This window comes from Xanthomonas sp. Leaf148 (assembly GCF_001423585.1).
Classification (GTDB): domain Bacteria; phylum Pseudomonadota; class Gammaproteobacteria; order Xanthomonadales; family Xanthomonadaceae; genus Xanthomonas.
In genome coordinates, this window is sequence record NZ_LMOP01000008.1 from 164,376 (window position 1) to 186,402 (window position 22,027).

Here is a 22,027-nt window from a genome sequence, read left to right on the forward strand (position 1 = left end):
ATGCACCAAGACACTGCCACCGTGACCGAACTGGTCACCGCCATGCGCACCGGCGCATTGAATCTGGAGGCCGTGCTGGCCGCGCTGGGCAAGCGTGCGGCCGTGCCGGATGCCGAATACCGCGACGGTGTGGAAACGCTGTCGCAACTGCAGCGCCAGCAACTGCTGGACGATGTCACTGTCACCACGTTGATGCATCGATTGAATGCCTTGCACGCTGTCGCATCGGCAGCGTCGCCAGCAATTTCGCCAACCGCGGCAATCGCCGCGCCGCCAGTGGACGACGACGCCACCGTGGTGATGCCGCGCCGCGCTGCGGCGCCGGTCGAAGACGACATCACCCGCGTGCAACCGGCGCAGCCACTGCCCGGCGATGTGCCCAGCCTCACCAGCCTGGGCCTGGGCACCCAGATGGGCGTGGGCACGCAAACCGGCACCGGCACCGCAGGCACCGCCAGCCTGTCCAGTTGGCAACACCTGGCCGAGGCCGCCGGCGGCGACCACGCCAGCGTCGGCAGTTTGCTCAAGGGGCGGTTCTTGCTGGAACGCGAACTCGGGCGCGGCGGCATGGGCGTGGTGTATCTGGCACGCGACGAGCGCAAGGTGGAAGCGCGCGACCGCGACCCATGGCTGGCCATCAAGGTGCTCAGCGACGAATTCCGCCGTCATCCCGATTCGCTGGTCGCGTTGCAGCGCGAAGCGCGCCGCTCGCAGAAGCTCGCACACGACAACATCGTGCGGGTGTACGACTTCGACAAGGACCGCACCCTGGTCTTCATGACCATGGAGTACATCGACGGCAGCGACCTGAAAACCTTGATCCGCGAGCAGGCCTACAACGGCATGCCGCTCAAGCAGGCGTGGCCGCTGATCGATGGCATGGGCCGCGCGCTGATCCGCGCGCATGCCGCCGGCGTGGTGCATTCGGACTTCAAACCCGGCAACGTCATGGTCACCCGCGAAGGCGTGGCCAAGGTGTTCGACTTCGGCATCGCACGCGCCGGCAAACACGCCGCCGATGTGTCCGGCGAACAGACCGTGTTCGATGCCGCCACGCTCGGTGCGTTGACGCCGGCCTATGCCAGCCTGGAAATGATTCGTGGGCAGGCGCCCACCGCGGCCGACGATCTGTACGCGCTGGGTTGCGTGTGTTTCGAACTGCTCACCGGCAAGCACCCGTTCGACAAACTCAGCGCCGAAGTGGCGCTGCGCGATGGCCGCCGTCCGCCGCCGGTGCCCGGTCTGACCCGGCGCCAATACGCCACGCTGTGCGCCGCCGTCGCGTTCCCCGCCGGCCAGCGTCTCAAGCGCGTGGATCAGTTGCTCGATGGCCTGCGCCAGGTGCCGCTGCGCGAACGCGCATTACCCATGCTCGGTTACGGCGCCGCCGCGCTGGCGGTGCTGGGCACGGGCGGGTGGGGCGTGCAGCGCTACCTGCATCAGCAGCATCTGGCCGAGGTGGTCGCACGCTTCGGTGCGCAGGATCCGCAGCGCTATCGCGACGAAACCCAGGCCATGCAGGCGCTGTCCAGCCTGGAGCCGGACGACCGCCGCCGCCTGCTCACCGACCGCAGCGATCTGATCGAAGATTTCCTGCTGCGTCGTCTGGATGCAGTGTGGAATCCGGCCAACGGCCGCAACGATTATCGCGGTGCGTTGCAGGTGTTTGCGCTGCGCGACCGGCTGCGGCTGTATTCGCCGTCGCTGGATGCGCGCCGGCAGACCATCGAGCGCGAAAAAAACGAGCGCCTCAACGCGCTCGACACCACGCTCAATCGCCAACTCGACGCCGGTCTGCTGTTCCGCAATCAGGCCGACAACGCGCTGGCCACGCTCGACCAGGTGCGCCGCATCGACCCGGCCAGCAGTCTATTGCATCACGCCGCGCTGGAAGTGCGGCTGGATGCCGCCATTGCACAGGCGGTTGCGGCAGGCCAGCTCAGCACCGCGCGGACCGAGAGCGATCAGGCACGTGCGGCCTTTCCCGACTCGCTGCGGCTGCAATTGCGCAGCGCCGAGGTTGCAGTGGCCGAACAGCAAGCCCGACGCACGCCGGTGGCTGCGGCGCCGCGCGATGCCGCTGGCGCACGTCAAACGCTGGCCGCCGCGCTGGCCCAGCCTGGCACCGATGCGGCGTGGCGCGACCGCGTGACTGCGGCATTGGCCGCCCTGCCGGCGGCCGAGCGCAGCACGCAACAGGGCGCAGTAGCCGAGGCCATCGCTGGGCTGGTCGCCGCCCAGTCCGACCCGGCGCAACTGGCGGGCGCGCAGGCACTGGTCAGCTTCGGTCTGCAGCTGGCACCGCAGTCCGGCGCGCTACTGGCGCAACGCACGCGCCTGCACACCCTGGAGCAGCAGCTGCAGCAGGCGCTCGCCCGCGAAAGTGCCGAGGCCGAACTGGCCGGTCGGGTGGAGTCGCTGCGGCGTGCCGCCGCCGCCAACGATCTGGGCAAGACCGGTGATGCGTTGGCGCGTATCCGCGTGCTGCAGCCCAACCATCCGTTGCTGCGCAGCGAGGGCCCGCAACTGCTGTCGCAGGTGTATCGCAACAACGCCGGCGACGCCTTTGCGCAAGGGCGCTATGCGCAGGCCGCCGACCTGCTTGCCCAGGGGGTGCAGACGCTGGGTCAACGCGCCGAGCTACGCAGTGCGCAGGCGCGTTATGCCGTCGCCGCCGCAGTAATGGCTGCAGGCACCTTGCCGGCCGCCGAGCGTCAGCAACTGGGTCAGCGCCTGCAGGCGCTGTATCGCAGCGATGCCACTGCGATGGCGCAACTGGAAGCGCAGATGAAAGCCGCCGGGCAACTGCCCGAAGGCACGCTGTCCGCACGCCTGCAACGTGCACCTGGCGTCGATGCGCCCGCATCCGACAGCGTGCCCGCCGGCAGCGCCATCGACGCACCGGCTGCGGCGTCGCCACCAAAATCGACGCGCGGCAGATCCACCGCCAAACCCACCACGGCCACCACCGGCGCGGCCCGCAGCACCACGGCCGCTGCCGCACTGCCCACCGGCGTGGATGACGCCGCCAGCTTGCCGCCGGTGCCCACCGGCCCGGACCCGTGCGACGGTGCCGGCCTGCCCGGCCGTGGCGCGGCCTGTTTCGACACGCTGGGCGACACCCGCGGCCCGATGCTGGTGGTGGTGCCCGGCATCGACGGCGGCACTCCGTATGCGTTGTCGCGCGGCGAAGTGGCGGTGGCCGATTTCAACCTGTTCTGCCAGGCCACCGGCCGCTGCACCGCGCAGGCCGCCAGCACGCCCGAGCTGGCGCGCGCGCCGGTGCGCAACATCAGCCTGACCCAGGCCCGCGCCTATCTGCGCTGGCTGACCATCGGCAGCGGCGGTTGGCGCTACCGCCTGCCCAGCGATGCCGAATGGCTGCATGCCGCGCAGGCCGCCAGTAATTGGCGACAAGCCGAAGACAGCAACTGCGTACCGCCCACCGCCAGCGCCACCGATGCGGTACGCGCACCGGTGTCGGCGCGCGGCCGCGATGCCAACCCGTGGGGGCTGATCAACCTCACCGGCAATGTGTGGGAATGGGTCTCCAGCGGCGCCGGCGTGCAGGCGCGCGGCGGCAGCTTTGCCAGTTACTGGTCCGATTGCACCGTGCAGGCCAGCCGCGCCGACAATGGCTCGGCGCAGCCGGACGTGGGCTTTCGCGTGCTGCGGGAGCTGCCATGAGCGGCAGCACGCAGCACCCGGCCAACGCCCAGCTGCATGCGCTGGCCCAGGCGCACCAGCTTGGCCAGATCGATCGCGCGCAGTACCGCGCCCGTCGGCGCAGCGTGCTGGACGCCGCCCGCCAGGCGCAGGGCGCGACCTTGCGCAACCCGCAGCCGCGGTCGCTCGACGACCGCTCCAGCGCGCCCTTGCAGCGTGATCGCGCCAGCCGATTGCGCAGGCGTGCCACCGCAATTGTCGTAACAGTGACCGTCGTCGCATTAATGTTGCTAACATTCCATAAATGTACGTTCGGGTTCGACCGGCGTTCAGTCAGGGGCGAGCGCAACCATGCCGATCGCCATGCGAGCGTGCACACGTCCGCATGCGCAGCACGGCACGTCGGGCATGCGCAACAACGGATGTTTTCAGGGGTAAGTGACGTATGCGTATGACGTGTCTGGCCGCGGCGGTGTCTGCGTGCCTGTTGCTGGCCGCACCTGCGTGGGCGCAGGACCACAGCGCCTCCGATGGCGCGCCCGCAGGCGGCGCTGCGCTGCCGGCGATGAAGGACCGCGGCGATGCCGTTGTCACCTTGCCGGTACGCGGATTCCGCGTGCGCGATGTGGGCAACTATCCGGAGGCCGGCATCGACCCGGCGCGCGTGCAGGCGGTGGCCGATGCCGCGTTCGCCGCGTTGGCGCAGGGCCAGCCGGTGGTGGCGCTGCGCTTCGACCAGCTGCAGGCGGTGGCCGACACCGTCACCCGCGCCTATCGCGAAGCCGGCTTCATCGTCAGCACCGCCTACCTGCCGGCGCAGACGCCCGGCCCGGACCAGCTGATCGAGATCCGCGTGCTCGAAGGCCGCATCGGCCAGGTCACCGTGCAAGGCGCCGCGCGCTATCGCGGTACCACCTTGTCGGCGCCGCTGCGCCAGTTGCAGGGCCGCCCGCTGCGCAAGCAGGACGTGGACACCGCGCTGTTGTACGCGCGTGATCTGCCAGGCGTGTCGCTGTCGTCGGTGCTGCAACCGGGCCAGAACGCCGGCGAAACCGATGTGGTGCTGGTCGCCAGCGAAGCCGCGCGCCCGTACGTGATCAGCCTGGGCGGCAACAACTACGGCACCGAACTCACCGGCCGCTATCGTGCCCAGGCCGGCATCACCTGGAACAGCCCGCTGGGCTTGGGCGATGTGTTCGCCGCCAACTACGCTTATTCGTTGGCGCCGCGGCAGAGCCAGATCGGCGCGTTGTCGTATGCGTTGCCGGTGGGGCAGGTGTCCGGCCTGAGCGCGGTGATCGGCGCCAGCCGCAGCGAGCTGGAGGTACGCAACGGCGTGTTCGCCCGGCTCGGCCTCAAAGGCCCCACCTCGGTGGTGTATGCCGGCGCCGACTGGAAATTCATCAATCACGATCTGCTGCAGCTGCAAGGCTCGGCACGCTACCTGCGCGAAAAATCGCGGCTGGATGCCGCCGGCATCACGCTGTCGGACCAATCCTTCGACGTGGCCGAACTCGGCGTCTCGCTGCGCCGCACCGATCTGCGCTGGCGCGGGGTGGACCTGCTGCAGCTCAGCGTGCGCCAGGCCCTGCGCGATGGCTCGGCCGACCCGGATCTGGTCAGCCCCGACCGCGACAGCCACTTCACCCTGACGCGGTTGTCGTACACGCGCCTGCAATACCTCACCCGCACCCAACGCCTGTACTTCAAGTTCAGTGGCCAATACAGCAGCGACACGCTGGCGCCGCTGGAGCAATTTGCGGTGGGCGGGCCGGACAGCGTGCGCGCCTATCCGGTGTCCGATGCACTGGGCGATCTCGGCTATTACACCGCGCTGGAATATCACGTCGATGCGCCCGGTTTTGCCGATGCCGCCTCGCCGTTCAATGGCCGGCCGTGGCGCGAGCTGCTGGAGCTGGACGTGTTCGCCGATCACGCCCGCGTGTTTGCGGCCAATGGCGTCGCTGCGCCGACCAGCTTCGACGCCGCCGGTGTCGGCTTCACCTTCCGCTTGCCGCAGTACGCCAATTTCGAATGGCGCCTCACTGCCGCCCTGCCGACCGGACGCCGCAACGCGTCCGATGGACGCGACGACGCCCGCATCTACACGCGTTTCGGCTTCACTTTCTGAGGGATCTGCGCATGCACGCCAACCACACCGCTTCCACCGTTGCAGCCCGCCCCTCCGAACGCCTGCTGCGTCGATCGCCGCTTGCGCTGGCGCTGGCCGCCGCACTCATGCTCAGCGCACCGGCGATGGCGCAGGTTGCCAGCACCCAGCTGCCCACTGGCGGCAGCATCGTGGGCGGCACTGGCACGATCAATGCGCCCAACGGCACAACGCAGGTGATCGACCAGACCGGCTCGCGCATGGCGTTGAACTGGACGAGCTTCGATATCGGTTCGGCCGCCACGGTGCGCTTCAACCAGCCATCTGCGAGCTCGGTGATCCTCAATCGCGTCATCGGCGGCAATCCCACGCAGATCTTCGGCAACATCACCGCCAATGGTCAGGTGTTCCTGCTCAATTCCAACGGCATCCTCTTCGGCAATACCGCGCAGGTAAATGTCGGCGGCCTGGTCGCCACCACCCTGGGGGCCCAGGACATCAACTTCATCAACGGCATCGACGTCTTTGATGCAAACGGTGGGATCGCCCGGGTGTCCAATGCCGGCACCATTACCGCCGCCGGCGCGGTCAATCTGATCGGCGCCGAAGTGCTCAACAGCGGCACCATCACCGCCAACGCCGGCAACATCACCCTGGCCGGCGCCGACAAGGTCACCCTCAGTTTCGAGAGCGGTGGGTTTGGCGTGGTCATCGACAAATCGCTGGAGTTCGCGCAGGGCACGTTCGCGGTGAATAACTCCGGCAGCCTGATCGCACCCGGCGGCACCATCTCCCTGAGCGCACGCGCAGCACAGGGCGTGTTCGACGCGCTGGTCAACAACAGTGGCGTCGTCCGCGCTGCAGCACTTGCCGGCGGCAGCGATGGCAGTGTCTCGCTGGTGGCCAACGGCGCCGGCAGCAACGGCATCGTCGGCAATGGCAGTATCGATGTCGGCAGCGGTGCCATCAGCTATGTCTCTGACGTCGCCGTACAGCAGGGCGGCGTGCTCACCGCCGGCAACGTGTCCGGCAGCATCGGCGGCAATGCCAGCTTCAGCGGCGCCAACAAGATCGCCAACCTCGGCTTCCTGCAGGTGGCCGGCAACCTGGGCCTGACCAACACCATCGGCCTGGCGCAACAGGGCGCGCTGACGGTCGGCGGCACCAGCACCTTTTCGCTGGGCAACCAGGCGCTGACGCTGAGCGATGGCGGCAATCATTTTGGCGGCAGTGTCGGCCTCACCAGTGGCGCCACACAGATCACCGACAGCGGTGCATTGACGCTGAGCACGCTGACCACCGGCAACCTCACCGCCACCAGCACCGGCACGCTGAATCTTGGCAGCGGCACGGTGACCGGCGCGCTCAGTGCCACCAGCAACAATGGCGCGATCCAGCAGGCTGGCAACGCCGGCCTCACCGTCACCGGCACCAGCGATCTGCAGGCCGGCACGGGAGCCATCTCGCTGACCACTGCAGGTAACGATTTCCAGCAGGCGGTCAGCCTGCGCGGGGGCACCACCCAGATCAGCGACAGCGGCGCACTGACCCTGGGCACGCTGGCCACCGGCAACCTCACCGCCACCAGCAGCGGTGCGTTGAATCTCGGCAGTGGTGCGGTGACCGGCGCGCTCAGCGCCACCAGCAATGGTGGGCAGATCAGCCAGACAGGCGCGTTGACGGTGAACGGCACCAGCACGCTCGATTCCGGCAACGGGGGCACTGCGCTGAGCGATAGCGGCAACGACTTCGTTGGCGCGCTCACGCTGACCGGTATCGGTATCGCCGTACGCGATGCCAACGCTCTCACCATCGTCGGGCTCACCAACGGCAGCAACGGCGCCATTACGCTCACCGCAGGCGGCGCGCTCAACTTGCCCGCGCAGGCCATTGCCACCGGCACCGGCGCGCTGTCGCTGAGCGCGCTCGGTGGAGGGCTCAGCACCGGGGGCGCACTGTCCGGCAACCAGGTGAGCCTGCGTGCGCGCGATGCGCTGAATCTTGGCCACAGCGTCCAGGCCGGCGGCAACCTGCTACTGACCAGCGACACCGGGGCCATCACCCAGACCGCCGGCCTGCTCGCTGTCACCGGCACCACCAACGCCACTGCGGCAGCGGGCACCGGCGCCATCAGCCTGGGTGGTGCCGGCAACGATTTCGGCGGCGCGGTCTCGCTCACCGGCAGCACGGTGATGGTCAACGACAGCAACGCACTCACCCTGGGCGCCATTGCCACCAACACGCTCACCGCCACCAGCCACGGCAGCTTGAACCTGGGCCAGGGCAGCATTGGCGGCATCGTCACTGCCAGCAGCAACGGTGGCGCGATCACCCAGAACGGCGCACTGACCCTGACCGGCCCGGCAACACTCAATGCAGGCAGCGGCGCGATTTCGCTGGGCAACGGCGGCAACGACTTTCAGGGCGCGCTGACTCTGGTCGGCACCGGCATCGCGGTCAGCGATCTCGACACGCTCAGCGTGACCTCGCTCACCGCCGGTAGCGGCGGGGATGTCACCCTCACCGCTGGCGCCGACCTGGTGTTGCCAGCGCAGGCCATCGACCTCGGCGCGGGCAATCTGCGGCTAAGCGCGCAGGGCGGCACGCTGGCGACCAAGGGCGCGCTCAGTGCCAATCAGATCAACCTGTCTGCTCGCGACGGGCTGACCCTGGACCACGACATCGATGCCACCAGCACGCTGGCGTTGACCACCACCAACGCCGCCATCACCCAGGGCGGTGGGGCGATCAGCGCTGGCGCACTGGGCACCGTCAACGCCGGAACCGGTGCGATCTCCCTGCTCGGTCAGGGCAACGATTTCACCGCCGGACTGGATGTGACCGGCGGCGCCATCGGCATCTACGATCGCAACGACCTGTCCATCGTCTCGCTGGTCAGCGCCGCCAACAGCGCGGTCACGCTCACCGCAGGCGGCATGCTGAGCCTGCCGGCGCAATCGATCGACACCGGCAGCGCCACGCTGCAACTGCGTTCGGACAACGGCAGCTTGTCTACCAATGGCGCATTGCGCGGCGGCAATGTCAGCCTCAACGCGCGCACGGGCATCACGCTGTCGCATGACATCACCAGCAGCGGCAACCTGCAGCTGCGCACCACCAACGCTGCGCTCACCCAGCTTGCCGGCAGGCTCGCCATCGATGGCACCACCACGGTCAATACCGGCAGCGGCGCTGTGGCGTTGAACGGCGCGTCCAACGCCTTCACCGGCGCGCTGTCGGTGACCGGTGGCGCGGTGCAGATCAACGCGCTCAGCGCGTTGACCCTGGGCAGCTTCAGCGCCAACGCGCTCACAGTCAGCAGCGGTAGCGCATTGGATCTGGGGCAGGGCAGCGTGGCCACCTCGCTGACCGCCACCAGCGCCAGCGGCGGCATCACCCAGACCGGCGGGCTTGAGGTGGGTGGCGCGGCGCAATTCACTGCCGGCACCGACAACATCACCCTGGATGCGAGCGACAACGACTTTCGCGGTGTAGTGGGCCTGAGCGGCAACGCCGTGCAGGTGGTCGATCGCGATCGGCTCACCCTGGGCAACAGCAGCGTCGGCAGCCTGGTGGTCGACAGCAACAACACCGCCATCGACCAGCAAGGCGCGCTGACCGTCAGCGGCAGCAGCCGCTTCGATGCCGGCAGCGGCAGCATCACGTTGGCCGACAGCGCCAACAATTTCGCCGGCGCGGTGAATCTGGCCGGCGGCGCCGTGCAGGTGGTCGATGCCAACACGCTCACCCTGGGCACGCTCAACACCGGCGCACTCACCGTCACCAGCACCGGTGCACTGAATCTTGGCACCGGCAGCACCGGCGCCTTGACCGCCACCAGCAACAACGGCGCCATCACTCAGGCCGGTGCGCTCACCGTTAATGGGGTTGGCAGCATCAACGCCGGCAGTGGCACGATTGCACTGACCGACATCGGCAATAATTTCACCAGCACGGTGAATCTCACCGGCGGCGCGGCGCAGATCGTCGATGCCAACGCGCTCACCCTGGGCAGCCTCAAAACCGGCGCGCTCACCGTTAGCAGCAACAGTGCGTTGAATCTTGGTCAGGGCAGCGTCAATGCCGCGCTGACCGCCACCAGCAACAACGGCGCCATCACCCAGGCCGGTGCACTCACCGTCACCGGCGCAAGCACCATCAACGCCGGCAGCGGCACGATCGCGCTAACCGATAGCAACAACGATTTCCAGGGCGCCGTCGGCTTGACCGGCAACGGCATCGCCGTGACCGATCGCAGCGTGCTGAACGTCTCCTCGATCAATGGCAATAGCAACGGCAACATCGCGCTCACTGCGCAAACGCTCAACCTGCCTGCATCGGCGATCTCCGCCGGCACCGGCAGCTTGACGCTCACCTCCACCGGCAGCGCATTTAGCACCGGCGGCGCGCTGAGCGGCGGCAACGTCGTGCTCACTGCACGCGATGGCTTGACCCTGGCGCACACCATCAGCGCCGACAACGCGCTAACGCTGCGCACCACCAATGCCGCCATCAATCAGAGCGGCGGCCAATTGCTGGTCGGCGGCCTCACCACCGTCAACGCCGGCANCGCCGACAACGCGCTAACGCTGCGCACCACCAATGCCGCCATCAATCAGAGCGGCGGCCAATTGCTGGTCGGCGGCCTCACCACCGTCAACGCCGGCAGCGGCGCGATCGCACTGGCCAATGCCAACGACTTCACCGGCGCGGTCGCCCTCACCGGCGGCGCGGCGCAGATCGTCGATGCCAACACCCTCACCCTCGGCAGCCTCAATACCGGCGCACTCACCGTCACCAGCAACGGTGCGTTGAACCTGGGCACTGGCAGCACCGGCGCCTTGACCGCCACCAGCAACAACGGCGCCATCACCCAGGCCGGTGCGCTCACCGTCACCGGCCCAAGCACCGTCAACGCCGGCAGCGGCGCGATCGCACTGACCGATGCCAACAACGATTTCCAGGGCGCCGTCAGCTTGACCGGCAACGGCATCGCCGTGACCGATCGCAGCGTGCTGAACGTCTCCTCGATCAACGGCAATAGCAACGGCGACATCGCGCTCACTGCGCAGACGCTCAACCTGCCTGCATCGGCGATCTCCGCCGGTACCGGCAGCTTGACGCTCACTTCCACCGGCAGCGCGTTCAGCACCGGTGGCGCGCTGAGCGGCGGCAACGTCGTGCTCACTGCACGCGATGGCTTGACCCTGGCGCACACCATCAGCGCCGACAACGCGCTAACGCTGCGCACCACCAATGCCGCCATCAATCAGAGCGGCGGCCAATTGCTGGTCGGCGGCCTCACCACCGTCAACGCCGGCAGNTGGCGCGCTGAGCGGCGGCAACGTCGTGCTCACTGCACGCGATGGCTTGACCCTGGCGCACACCATCAGCGCCGACAACGCGCTAACGCTGCGCACCACCAATGCCGCCATCAATCAGAGCGGCGGCCAATTGCTGGTCGGCGGCCTCACCACCGTCAACGCCGGCACTGCCGCCATTGCCTTGAATGGCGCCAATGATTTCCAAGGTGCAGTGAACCTCACTGGTGGCACCGTGCAACTCAACGACAGCGACGCACTGACGCTGGGCACGCTCAACACCGGCGCGCTCACCGTCACCAACACCGGCGCATTGAATCTGGGCCAGGGCAGCGTCAATGGCGCACTGACCGCGACCAGCAACGGCGGTGTCATCACGCAAACCAACGCGCTCAGCATTACCGGCGCAAGCACGCTCGATGCCGGCAACGGATCGATTGCGTTGACCAATGCCAACAACGATTTCGTCGGTGCAGTCGCCGCCACCGGCGATGGCATTGGCCTGGTCGACCGCAACGACCTGCAGCTCGCCAGCGTGCAAAGCACCGGCACTGGCGCGGTAACGCTGGATGCCGGCGGTGCGTTGCTGCTACCGGCTAGCACGATCGACACCGGTACCAGTGCGCTCAGTTTGATCGCGCGTGGCGGTACCCTCACCACGGTCGGTGCGCTGCGTGGCGGCGATGTGCAGCTGACCGGTGCCAACGGCATCGTGCTTGGCAATACCATCGCTGCGTCGGGCGATCTGGCAGTGCGCAGCACCAACGTGGCGATCACCCAACGTGCGGGCACGTTGCAGGTGGCAGGCAACAGCGTGGTCGATGCCGGCAGCGGCGCGATCGTGCTCGATGCCGCCGGCAACGACTTCCAGGGCCTGCTCGCGCTCAGCGGCGGTGCCACGCGTGTGCGCGCTGCCACTGCGCTGACGCTGGGTGCGCTGAACACCGGCGCGCTCGATGTCGCCACCACCGGTGCGCTCAACCTGGGCTTCGGCCTGGTCAATGGCGATCTGGACGCTGCCAGCAACGGCGGTGGACTGTCGCAGACCGCTGCGCTGACCGTCACCGGTGTCACCCGCATCGACAGTGCCGGCGCTTCCATCGCGCTTGCCGATGCCGGTAATGATTTCCAGTCGGCAGTGAACCTCCGCGGTGGCGACACTCGCGTACGCGACCGCAATGCGCTGACGCTGGGCAACGTGGATGTCGCCGCGCTGGAGGCAAGCAGTGGCGAGGCATTGAATCTGGGTCAGGGCCGCATCGGCGGCACGCTGGTCGCGCGCAGTGGCGTTGCACCGGCCGCACGCGTTCTCGCGCAGGCGTTGCCCACGCCGGCGGCAACCGCTGCCGGCATCATCCAGCAAGGCGCGTTGACCGTCGTCGGCAACAGCGTGCTCGATGCGGGCAGCGGCGCCATCGTGCTCACCGATGCCGGCAACGATTTCCAGGGCAGCGTGCAGGCCACTGGCGGCAGCATCGCGCTGGTCGATCGCAACGACCTGGCCGTGGCGGCGCAGGCGAGCGGTGCGGTCGCGCTGCAGGCCGGCGGCCAGCTGTCCACCAGCGGTGCGATTGCCGGCAACGCGGTGGCGTTGAGCAGCGGTGGCGGCATGCAGCTGGGGCACGACATCAGCAGCGCCGGCAACCTCAGCGTGCGCAGCGGTGGTGCCATCACCCAAAGCGCCGGCAGCCTGCGCGCAGCGCACCTCAGCGGCAGCGCCGCGGGCGCGGCCACGCTGACCGGCGCCGGCAATGCCATCGGCACGCTCGGCGACTTCCGTGCGCAAGGCCTGGACCTGTTCAGTGCCGGCGCATTGCAGGTGAGCGGGCGCGTGGATGGCGGCAACCTGTTGCGGCTGCGCAGCGGTGATGCGTTGCTGCTGGATGGTCAGCTCAGCGCTGCGACCACCTGGCTGCAGGCGGTTGCCGGCATTCGCCAGCGCGCCGGCAGCGCCATCAGCACCAACCTGCTCAGTGGGAGCGCCGGTGGCCCGGTGCTGCTGGGCGATGCCACCACCTTCATCGACAACCGCGTGGTGCAGCTGGGCGATTTCACCGCCAGCAATGGCTTCAGCCTCACCAATGCCGGCGACCTCACGCTGGTGCTGGCCAACGGCAGCAGCTACAGCGTGGATGCCGGCAACAGCGCGTTGTTGTTGTCGGTGCGCGGCGATCTGCTGCAGGAAGGCCGCGCCACCCTGCGCGATGGCACCGGCAATTTCTCCGCGACCGGCCGCATCGGCACCCAGCAGGACCCGATCTACCTGATCGGCACCGGCGCCCAGGTGATTGGCGCGGTGGGCGCGCCACCGGCGTACTTCAACGCGACCACCGCCGAGGGCGGGCTGCTCGAGTTGAGCGGCGGTTCCAGCTTCAATGTGCCTGCCTCGGCGTTTGCCGGCCGCGCGCAGAGCTCGGCCAGCCGCACCATCGCCTTCGTCGATCTGTCCGCCAGCGGGACGCCGTATCGCGCCTTCGGCCTGGTCCGTCCCGGCCTGCGTCTGCCCGACGACCAGCAACCGGCCTGCGACGCCGGCGACCCGGACGCGGTCTGCACCCCGCAATAAGAGCAGCTAACAAAACGACTGTGCTCACCGCCAGGCGGGCGCGGCCGGTGCTCGGTGCGGCATGTACCACGCGTACACGCCGGTTCTGAGCGCGCCGTCCACACCCACCTGACGACTGCTCGCTACGTTTTGTCAGCCACTCTAAGCCCTGCCGCCGCCCACCGCGGCGGCTCTCCCGATGGAGCCTGCCATGCACGACGACACTTCCCTGCAGACCTTGCTGGCACCGATCAGCGACGATGCCCCGGCCGGCCCGGACCTGGAATACGACCCGGACTTCCTGCGCCTGGAGCGCGACTCGGCCGTCCGCGCCGAGCGCACCCTGGGCGAGAGCGTCATCGCCGCCGAAGAACCCGACTGGGACAAGGTGCAGGCGCTGGCGCTGGAACTCAGCCGCCGCAGCCGCGACCTGCGCATCGCCAGCAAGTTGGGCGCGGCCTGGTTGCGCCTGCGCGGCCTGCCGGGCTGGGCCGACACCCTGGCGCTGATCCACGGCCTGCTGGACCAGCATTGGGACAGCGTGCACCCGCAGCTGGATGCCGACGACGACAACGACCCGACCTCGCGCATCAACGCGCTGGTCGGCTTGAGTGACCCGATGGGCCTGCTTGGCGCGCTGCGCACCGCACCGTTCGTGCAATCGCCGCGGCTGGGCCGCTTCAGCCTGCGCGACCTGCGCGTGGCCAACGGCACCCTCAAACTGCCCGAGGGCCAGACCGGCCCCAGCCTGGCCGAGATCGAAGCCTGCTGCCAGGACTGCACGCCGGAAACGCTGGCCGCCTCCGCCCAGGCCATCAGCGCTGCGTCGGCGCATGCGCGCGCCATCGATGCCCTGCTCACCGAACACGTCGGCACCGCCGCGCCGGACCTGCGCCCGCTGCTGACCGACCTGCGCGAGCTGGAACGTTTCGTGCTGCCGCACTGGCAGGCGCGCGACAGCAGCGCCAACCCCGCCGCGCCGGACGCTGACACTGCGCCGGCTGGCGAGGGCAACGACGGCGCGACCACCAGCGCCCGCCCGGCCGGCGCCATTGCCGGCCCAGACGATGTGCTGCGTCGCCTGGATGAAATCTGCGCCTATTACGCGCGCTGCGAACCTTCCAGCCCGGTGCCGATGCTGCTGCGGCGTGCGCAGCGCCTGGTGGGCCGCGATTTCCTGGCCTTGATGAAGGAACTGGCCCCGGCCGGCATCGACGACCTGCAACGCGTCACCGGCCCGCTGGAAAACGGCTGATCGCGGCGAACGACAGCTCGCGAGCAGTGGTCAGGTGAATGTGGACAACGCGCTTAGAGACCAAGTGCGCGCGTGGGACATGCCGTACCGAGGCCGGTCGCACCCGCTGGGCGATGAGCGATGAGCGCCAGCATTCTGTGAGCGGCTCCATTCCACCCGCTCAGTCAAACAGGCAGCCGCACAAGGCGCGCCGGCAATCCCACCGACTGCCCTACGGCGGCAGCTCAACCAGCCCACCGCCCACCTCCGAACAAAACGCAGTCACACCGCGCTGTTGCGAATCCCGAATCCCAACTCCCCAATCACCAACGATACAGCTGCCAATACACCTTGTTGACCTTGTCCTTCTCGGCATCGGTATGCCCGTCGTGGTCGCGGTCGTACAGGAAGTAGGGCGCACCGCGGGCCGGCGTCACGCGCACCATTTCCAGCTGACCATTGACGCGGTATTCGTCGACCTTGTCGCCATTCCCCATGGTCTTGCTGGTGACATCTGCGCCGGCCGGAACATCGCCACCAGCGCGGCCACCGCCGCTCGTGGCACAGCCGCCAAGCAGCAGCAACGGCAGCAGCAAAAGACATGCTCTCTTCATCGTCGTCATCCGTTTTAGGTCGTCGGTCAGTATGCGCTGGCGCGGTGTGGCGCGGGCGTGCAGCGTTAGAATTGTCCGATGAGCAAATTAGTCCTGATCGACGGGTCCAGTTACCTGTATCGCGCGTTCCACGCGCTTCCGCCGCTGACCAATGCCCAGGGCGAGCCCACCGGCGCGTTATTCGGCGTGGTCAACATGTTGCGCGCCACCTTGAAGGAACGCCCCGCCTACGTCGCGTTCGTGGTGGACGCGCCGGGCAAGACATTTCGTGATGACTTGTATGCCGACTACAAGGCCAACCGTCCCTCGATGCCCGACGAGTTGCGCGCACAGGTGCAGCCGATGTGCGACATCGTGCATGCGCTGGGCATCGACATCCTGCGCATCGACGGCGTGGAAGCGGACGATGTGATCGGCACGCTGGCGCTGCAGGCCGCCGCAGACGGATTGAGCGTCACCATCTCTACCGGCGACAAGGATTTCGCGCAGCTGGTGCGTCCAGGCATCGAACTGGTCAACACCATGAGCGGCAGCCGCATGGATTCGGACGAGGCGGTGATCGCCAAGTTCGGCGTGCGGGCCGACCAGATCGTCGACCTGCTCGCGCTGATGGGCGATGCCATCGACAACGTGCCCGGCGTGGACAAGTGCGGCCCCAAGACCGCCGCCAAATGGCTGGCCGAATACGACTCGCTCGACGGCGTCATCGCCAACGCCGAGAAGATCAAGGGCAAGATCGGCGAGAACCTGCGCGCCGCACTGCCGCGGCTGCCGCTCAACCGCGCGTTGGTCACCATCAAGACCGACGTGGCGTTGGCCAGCGGCCCGCGCGCGCTGGAGCTGCGCGAGCCCAATGCCGAAACGTTGGCCATCCTGTACGCCCGCTACGGCTTCAGTCAGGCCCTGCGCGAGCTGGGCGGCGCAGCGGCCGCTGGCGCGCAGACCGAAGCCATGGCCGTGGCCCGTACCGAACCCGGTCGCGCCCGCGGCACCGGCTTCGTCTCCGGCCCGGCGAGCGCGCCGGTGGATCTGGACCCGGCCCTGGCCGCGCCCGGTCAGTACGAGACGATTCTCACCCAGCAACAGCTGGACAGCTGGATCGCCCGCCTGCGCGCGGCCGGCCAGTTCGCCTTCGATACCGAAACCGACAGCCTGGACCCGCTGCAGGCCAACCTGATCGGCCTCAGCGTCGCCGCCGAGCCCGGCCAGGCGGCGTACCTGCCGTTCGGCCACGACTTCCCCGGCGCGCCGGCCCAGCTCGACCGCGCCCAGGCGCTGGCCCAGCTGGCGCCGCTGCTCACCGACCCTGCGCTGCGCAAGCTCGGCCAGCACGGCAAGTACGACCTGCACGTGATGCGCCGGCATGGCGTGGAGCTGGCCGGCTACAGCGACGACACCTTGCTGGAGAGCTTCGTGCTCAATTCCGGCAGCGCCCGCCACGACATGGATAGCCTGGCCAAGCGCTATCTGGGCTACGACACCGTCAAGTACGAAGACGTCTGCGGCAAGGGCGCCAAGCAGATCAAGTTCGCCCAGGTCAGCCTGGAAGATGCCACCCGCTACGCCGCCGAAGACGCCGACATCACCCTGCGCCTGCACCACGTGCTCGGCCCCAAGCTGGCCGCCGAGCCGGGGCTGGAGCGCGTCTACCGCGAGATCGAGATGCCGCTGGTGGAAGTGCTCGCCCGCATCGAGGCCAACGGCGTGTGCGTGGACGCGGCCGAACTGCGCCGCCAGAGCGCGGACCTGTCCAAGCGCATGCTCGCCGCCCAGCAAAAGGCCACCGAGTTGGCCGGGCGCACCTTCAACCTGGATTCGCCCAAGCAGCTGCAGGCGCTGCTGTTCGACGAGCTCAAGCTGCCCGCCGTGGTCAAGACGCCCAAGGGCCAGCCCTCGACCAACGAAGAAGCGCTGGAAGCCATCGCCGACCAGCACGAGCTGCCGCGGGTGATCCTGGAGTACCGCGGCCTGGCCAAGCTGCGCAGCACCTACACCGACAAGCTGCCGGAGATGATCCACCCGCAGTCCGGGCGCGTGCACACCAGCTACCACCAGGCCGGCGCCGCCACCGGGCGGCTGTCCTCGTCCGACCCCAACCTGCAGAACATCCCGATCCGCACCGAAGACGGCCGCCGCATCCGCCGCGCCTTCGTCGCCCCGCCCGGGCGCAAGCTGATCGCCTGCGACTACTCGCAGATCGAACTGCGCATCATGGCCCACCTGTCCGGCGACCCCGGCCTGGTGGGTGCGTTCGACTCCGGCGCCGACGTGCACCGCGCCACCGCGGCGGAGGTGTTCGGCCGCACCATCGACACCGTCAGCAACGACGAACGCCGCGCCGCCAAGGCGATCAACTTCGGCCTGATGTACGGCATGAGCGCGTTCGGCCTGGCCCGCCAGCTCGGCATCGGCCGTGGCGAGGCGCAGGACTACATCGCGCTGTACTTCAGCCGCTACCCGGGCGTGCGCGACTTCATGGAAACCACCCGCCAGCAGGCCCGCGACAAGGGCTACGTGGAGACGGTGTTCGGTCGCCGGCTGTATCTGGACTTCATCAATGCCGGCACCCAGGGCCAGCGCGCCGGTGCCGAGCGCGCTGCGATCAACGCGCCGATGCAGGGCACCGCCGCCGACATCATCAAGCGCGCCATGGTCAGCGTGGATGGCTGGATCGCCGACCACGCGCAGCGCGCACTGATGATCCTGCAGGTGCACGACGAACTGGTGTTCGAAGCCGACACCGATTTCGTCGACACGTTGCTGAGCGAAGTCACCGCGCGCATGTCGGCCGCTGCTGAATTACGCGTGCCGCTGGTGGTGGATTCGGGCGTGGGCGATAACTGGGACGAGGCGCACTGACGCAGTACATCACGCTGATATGCTGAATGCGCAGACCAGACATAAGTTGGTCAAAAGATAATGCGCGCGCGGCAGGATTGGAGGAATGAATAACCGTTAAATTCTACATTTTTTTAACAGTTATCTTCACGATCCATCAATGTGGAAAATGGTGTTATATCCCTCGACGGGCGCAACGCCTGTCGGCAGATCTCTCCCATCCCCTGGAGCAGATCTCGGAGCGGAAACTCCTCCCCAAGTTTCCGTTCCCTGGCCCCGCCGACCTCCCCCTGGTCTGCGGGGCTTTTTTATTTCCAGCGTTCAGAGTAGCCGGAAAGACGCTGCGCTGCTGGACAGCGTCCGCAGATTGCGCAATAGCTGCGTGAGCAATCACAAATTTAAATGGGGGCGATTAACTCGCTCAATCAACACAGCGTTTCATTTCCGCAATTCAGGTTTAACTGTGAGCGACTCTGAATGCGTGAATCTGTGTGGATGACCCAACGGATAAAGGCGCTGAAACCAATCCCTGCACGGGGAAGATTTCAGCGCCTTCGGATGCATCGGGCGTGGCGCACTGCCTTCGCAGGGCAGCAGCGCTGGCGGCCCCTTCACTCCGGCCCGCTCCGATCACGGCAACGTCACTGTCAGCCCAGCCAGTCGCGCGGCACCAGGTAGTCCAGCAACCGCGCCTCGGCGCTGCCGGGCTCGGCGGTGTAGCCGTATTCCCAACGCACCCGCGGCGGCAGGCTCATCAGGATGCTCTCGGCGCGCCCGCCGCTCTGCAGCCCGAACAGGGTGCCGCGGTCGTAGACCAGGTTGAACTCCACGTAGCGCCCGCGGCGGTACAGCTGGAACTCGCGCTCGCGCTCGCCAAACGGTTCGTCCTTGCGGCGCTGCACGAGCGGCATGTAGGCATCCAGGAAGCCATTGCCCACCGCCTGCTGGTAGGCAAAGTCGCGCTCGAAGTCCTGGCCCAGGTCGTCGAAGAACAGCCCGCCGACGCCGCGCGTTTCGTTGCGGTGGCGCAGGAAGAAGTACTCGTCGCACCAACGCTTGTGCGCGGCATAGCGCTCCTCGCCGAACGGCGCGCACAGCGTCTGCGCGGTGCGGTGCCAGTGCTGCACGTCTTCATCCACCGGGTAGAACGGCGTCAGATCGAAGCCGCCGCCGAACCACGCGGCAACCACCTCGCCATCGCGCTCGGCGCGGAAGTAACGCACGTTCATATGCGTGGTCGGCACGTGCGGGTTGTTCGGATGAAACACCAGCGACACGCCGCAGGCCCGCCAGGTCGCGCCCGCCAGCTCAGGCCGGTGGGCACTGGCCGAGGGCGGCAAGCGCGTGCCGGACACATCCGAAAAGCCTATGCCGGCCTGCTCGAACACCGCGCCGTCGCGCAGGATGCGGGTACGCCCGCCACCGCCTTCCTCGCGCTGCCACAGATCCTCGGAGAACCGCGCTCGCCCATCGGTGGCTTCCACAGCGGCGCAGATACGGTCCTGCAGGTCGGTCAGATAATCGCGTACACGGTCGAATTCGTTCATGGCCCAATTCTAAGCCGTGCATCGCGGCGGGTGCGCTCACCCGAACGTGGCCGTTTGTCGCAGGGCGATGCGGAAGGTGGAGAAGGTCCCGCAGCGGTTAGCGTGTCAGGGTCAGTCGAGTTGGTCTGTGTGTAACGTTTCAGCACAGCACAGCAACCACTAAACCGCACGACACGGTGGTTTCCGTTCTTCAACAAAACCACCGACACACTGTCTGGTGCGGTGTCCTCGCCGCTTGCGGCATGGATGCCGCCATCGAGCCCGCATGGACGGGTTGACGGCGTGTCCCGCGAGCGGTAAGGGCGTTGCGCACTCGATGTCTTCGCGTTTGCTGCAGGGCCCTTGCCCGCCCACCATCGCAGGACACGCTGCAAGTACGTCCATGTAAGCTCCGTGGCGGCATCCTTGCCGCCAAGGGTCCCGCGACGGTGAGCGGGCAAGGACCAGTCGCGTTGATCGGTGCCCAGGGTTTCGGCACAGCAACCAGCAACCCCCGACATCGCGCGACGCGGCGGTTTGGTTCTTCAGCAAAACCACCAGCAAACGGTCTGGTGCGGTGAGTGCACCGCGCCCTCGACTCACCAGGTTCGAAGATCGCCAGGCAACCGCAACACGCAAGCTGTCAGTCTTCTCAACGTGATTGACTCGCGCGGATCATTGGTTGCAAGGCAGCCGATCTGCGCGCGGACTGCATGGCCCTTGCCTGCGCCAAAGTCACTAGACCTAGGCAAACTCCGCGCGAACAGCTGGCTTGCACAGTCGCCAGGCGAGTGCTGCATGCACGCAGCCGATGGCCAGAGCGCCCGCGCCGGTGAGCACCAGCGCCATCTGTTGCGTGGCCTGCAGGCGTGCCTGCATCTGTGGCCATTCCGGGCTGTGCAGTACATCGGCCGGCAGCATGGCCTGCACGCCGTCGAACAACGGCCCGATCAACGCCAGCCCGGCAAAATTGAGCAGCCCGGTGACGATCAGCACCACCACAAACCCGATGCGCGCCCACTCGCGTCGCTGTAGCAGCGCCCAGCTCAGCCATGCGAACGCCACCGACAGCACCACCCCGATTACCGACAACGCCATGCCGTGGTCGATCACCCATTGCCACGACGGCGGCAAGGTCATGCCCAGGGGCAGGGCGAGCGTGGTGGCGTCGGGTACCGCCAACAGCACCAAGATCTGAAACAGGTTGGCCAGTGCGCTGACCGCGCCCAGCAACAACGAGACCCATGCCAGCGGCGAGACAAAGCCACCGTTCGATTGGGGCGATGTGCGCGGCGCCGCGTTCATTGCAGCGACGCGATATGCGCCGCGACTGCCGCCTGCCCGGGTGGGTCCAGCGCGGGTTGCAGCTGTGCGTACCAGCCGGGCAGGGCATCGGCTGGCAGACACGCGCGCAGTAACGGCGTGCTGCGCTCAAGAAATTCTTCGAAGAACGGCAGGCCGCGGACATACAAAAAGTGGCTGTCGGTGATCGACATGCCGGCATAGGCTTCGCGCAGCCACTCCAGATGCGGCAGGGCATGCGCACCGTGACCGGCGCGGGTCAGTGCGGTCAGGAAGCCGGTCCGCGCCGTGGCTGGCGAGGTGGAGCGCTCGTGGGCGTTCAGATCGTCGAAGGTCAGCAGCCATTGCTCGCCGCGCTCGACCTCGTTGCACATCACCGAGGTGGTGGCCAGCTGCAGCGCGTTGTGCGCGGTCGGCTCCAGCTCGTACAGCGCCAGCCAATACGGATACGCCTCGTGGTAGCGGTCCAGTGCGCTCAATGCCAGCGCGCACAGGCGCTGCGCATCCGCACCGGCCTGCAACTGCGCTTGCGCCGCGTTGTAGGCACCCACGTGATCGCCGCGCTGAAACGCCGTCAGCGCTGGCTGCAATGCGGGGTCGATCTCGGCAGCTGCCTCGCCGGCATCGTCGCCAGGCGCTGTCGCTGCGGTGGGTTCTGCCCGCGGCGGCTTCGCCACGGCGGTCTTGCGTCCAAACAAACGGTCCCACAGGCCCATCGCGTCTACCTTGTGTGCGCCAGCAATGAGTGGGAAGTTGCCGCGACGCCGGCGGCGCACCGGTTCTGCGGCAGACCGGCGCAGAGGGCGAACGCACGAACCCTCTGCCGGTCCTGCGTCAAGCTTAGAGCCACTTGCGTAGGGAGAGGTGAGTG

Annotated in this window: 10 protein-coding genes, 1 other RNA gene and 2 pseudogenes; 9 read left to right on the forward strand and 4 right to left on the reverse strand. The window is 67.7% G+C overall.

What is annotated here, in order from left to right:
* The 8 genes and pseudogenes from ASF90_RS05455 (at nucleotide 1) to tssA (ending at nucleotide 14,897) form a co-directional block, all read left to right on the forward strand.
* Nucleotides 1-3,687, forward strand: coding sequence for a bifunctional serine/threonine-protein kinase/formylglycine-generating enzyme family protein (locus tag ASF90_RS05455; protein ID WP_055846952.1), 3,687 nt, complete (start codon nucleotides 1-3; stop codon nucleotides 3,685-3,687).
* Nucleotides 3,684-4,121 carry a hypothetical protein gene (locus ASF90_RS05460; RefSeq protein ID WP_055846954.1) on the forward strand — a complete coding sequence of 146 codons (438 nt, stop codon included), beginning with the start codon at nucleotides 3,684-3,686 and terminating at the stop codon, nucleotides 4,119-4,121. Before ASF90_RS05455 ends, ASF90_RS05460 begins: the two co-directional genes overlap by 4 nt.
* Entirely contained in the window at nucleotides 4,118-5,797 is a 1,680-nt protein-coding gene (locus ASF90_RS05465) for a ShlB/FhaC/HecB family hemolysin secretion/activation protein (RefSeq protein WP_055846957.1), read from the forward strand. The genes ASF90_RS05460 and ASF90_RS05465 overlap by 4 nt, the downstream gene beginning before the upstream one ends.
* A 125-nt stretch (nucleotides 5,798-5,922) precedes the next feature.
* A partial coding sequence (locus ASF90_RS24165; protein WP_330218877.1) for a filamentous hemagglutinin N-terminal domain-containing protein occupies nucleotides 5,923-10,345 on the forward strand: 4,423 nt, incomplete at its 3' end.
* A 62-nt stretch (nucleotides 10,346-10,407) separates the two neighbouring features.
* Nucleotides 10,408-11,099, forward strand: a pseudogene (locus ASF90_RS24175) (hypothetical protein); the annotation flags it as partial.
* 1 nt (nucleotide 11,100) lies between these two features.
* Nucleotides 11,101-13,663 (forward strand): annotated as a pseudogene (locus ASF90_RS24180) (hypothetical protein); the annotation flags it as partial.
* A 61-nt stretch (nucleotides 13,664-13,724) separates the two neighbouring features.
* Nucleotides 13,725-13,801, forward strand: a non-coding RNA gene (locus ASF90_RS21560) — sX9 sRNA.
* 52 nt (nucleotides 13,802-13,853) lie between these two features.
* Nucleotides 13,854-14,897 (forward strand): type VI secretion system protein TssA, encoded by a 1,044-nt coding sequence (gene tssA / locus ASF90_RS05475; RefSeq protein ID WP_055850179.1) that lies wholly within the window; start codon nucleotides 13,854-13,856, stop codon nucleotides 14,895-14,897.
* A gap of 302 nt (nucleotides 14,898-15,199) precedes the next feature.
* Here the strand turns inward: tssA and ASF90_RS05480 are convergent, their stop codons facing one another.
* Nucleotides 15,200-15,490 (reverse strand): DUF2782 domain-containing protein, encoded by a 291-nt coding sequence (locus ASF90_RS05480; RefSeq protein ID WP_055846968.1) that lies wholly within the window; start codon nucleotides 15,488-15,490, stop codon nucleotides 15,200-15,202.
* A gap of 78 nt (nucleotides 15,491-15,568) precedes the next feature.
* Between ASF90_RS05480 and polA the strand changes: the two genes are divergently transcribed.
* Complete coding sequence (gene polA, locus ASF90_RS05485; protein WP_055846971.1) at nucleotides 15,569-18,349, forward strand: DNA polymerase I; 2,781 nt, start codon at nucleotides 15,569-15,571, stop codon at nucleotides 18,347-18,349.
* Between the two features lie 626 nt (nucleotides 18,350-18,975).
* Here the strand turns inward: polA and hemF are convergent.
* The 3 genes from hemF to ASF90_RS05500 form a co-directional block, all read right to left on the reverse strand.
* Complete coding sequence (gene hemF / locus ASF90_RS05490) at nucleotides 18,976-19,875, reverse strand: oxygen-dependent coproporphyrinogen oxidase (protein ID WP_055846975.1); 900 nt, start codon at nucleotides 19,873-19,875, stop codon at nucleotides 18,976-18,978.
* A 723-nt stretch (nucleotides 19,876-20,598) separates the two neighbouring features.
* Nucleotides 20,599-21,159, reverse strand: coding sequence for a hypothetical protein (locus ASF90_RS05495; RefSeq protein ID WP_055846978.1), 561 nt, complete (start codon nucleotides 21,157-21,159; stop codon nucleotides 20,599-20,601).
* The gene (locus ASF90_RS05500) at nucleotides 21,156-21,872 is read right to left on the reverse strand and encodes a hypothetical protein (RefSeq protein ID WP_055846980.1); all 717 of its coding nucleotides are present in this window, start codon (nucleotides 21,870-21,872) and stop codon (nucleotides 21,156-21,158) included. The genes ASF90_RS05495 and ASF90_RS05500 overlap by 4 nt, the downstream gene beginning before the upstream one ends.
* Between the last annotated feature and the right edge of the window lie 155 nt (nucleotides 21,873-22,027).

Coding starts and splice junctions, on each gene's coding strand:
- ASF90_RS05455 (WP_055846952.1), top strand. CDS start 1: ATGCACCAAGACACTGCCACCGTGACCGAACTGGTCACCGCCATGCGC.
- ASF90_RS05465 (WP_055846957.1), top strand. CDS start 4,118: ATGACGTGTCTGGCCGCGGCGGTGTCTGCGTGCCTGTTGCTGGCCGCA.
- ASF90_RS05500 (WP_055846980.1), bottom strand. CDS start 21,872: ATGGGCCTGTGGGACCGTTTGTTTGGACGCAAGACCGCCGTGGCGAAG.
- polA (WP_055846971.1), top strand. CDS start 15,569: ATGAGCAAATTAGTCCTGATCGACGGGTCCAGTTACCTGTATCGCGCG.
- ASF90_RS05480 (WP_055846968.1), bottom strand. CDS start 15,490: ATGAAGAGAGCATGTCTTTTGCTGCTGCCGTTGCTGCTGCTTGGCGGC.
- hemF (WP_055846975.1), bottom strand. CDS start 19,875: ATGAACGAATTCGACCGTGTACGCGATTATCTGACCGACCTGCAGGAC.
- ASF90_RS05460 (WP_055846954.1), top strand. CDS start 3,684: ATGAGCGGCAGCACGCAGCACCCGGCCAACGCCCAGCTGCATGCGCTG.
- ASF90_RS05495 (WP_055846978.1), bottom strand. CDS start 21,159: ATGAACGCGGCGCCGCGCACATCGCCCCAATCGAACGGTGGCTTTGTC.
- tssA (WP_055850179.1), top strand. CDS start 13,854: ATGCACGACGACACTTCCCTGCAGACCTTGCTGGCACCGATCAGCGAC.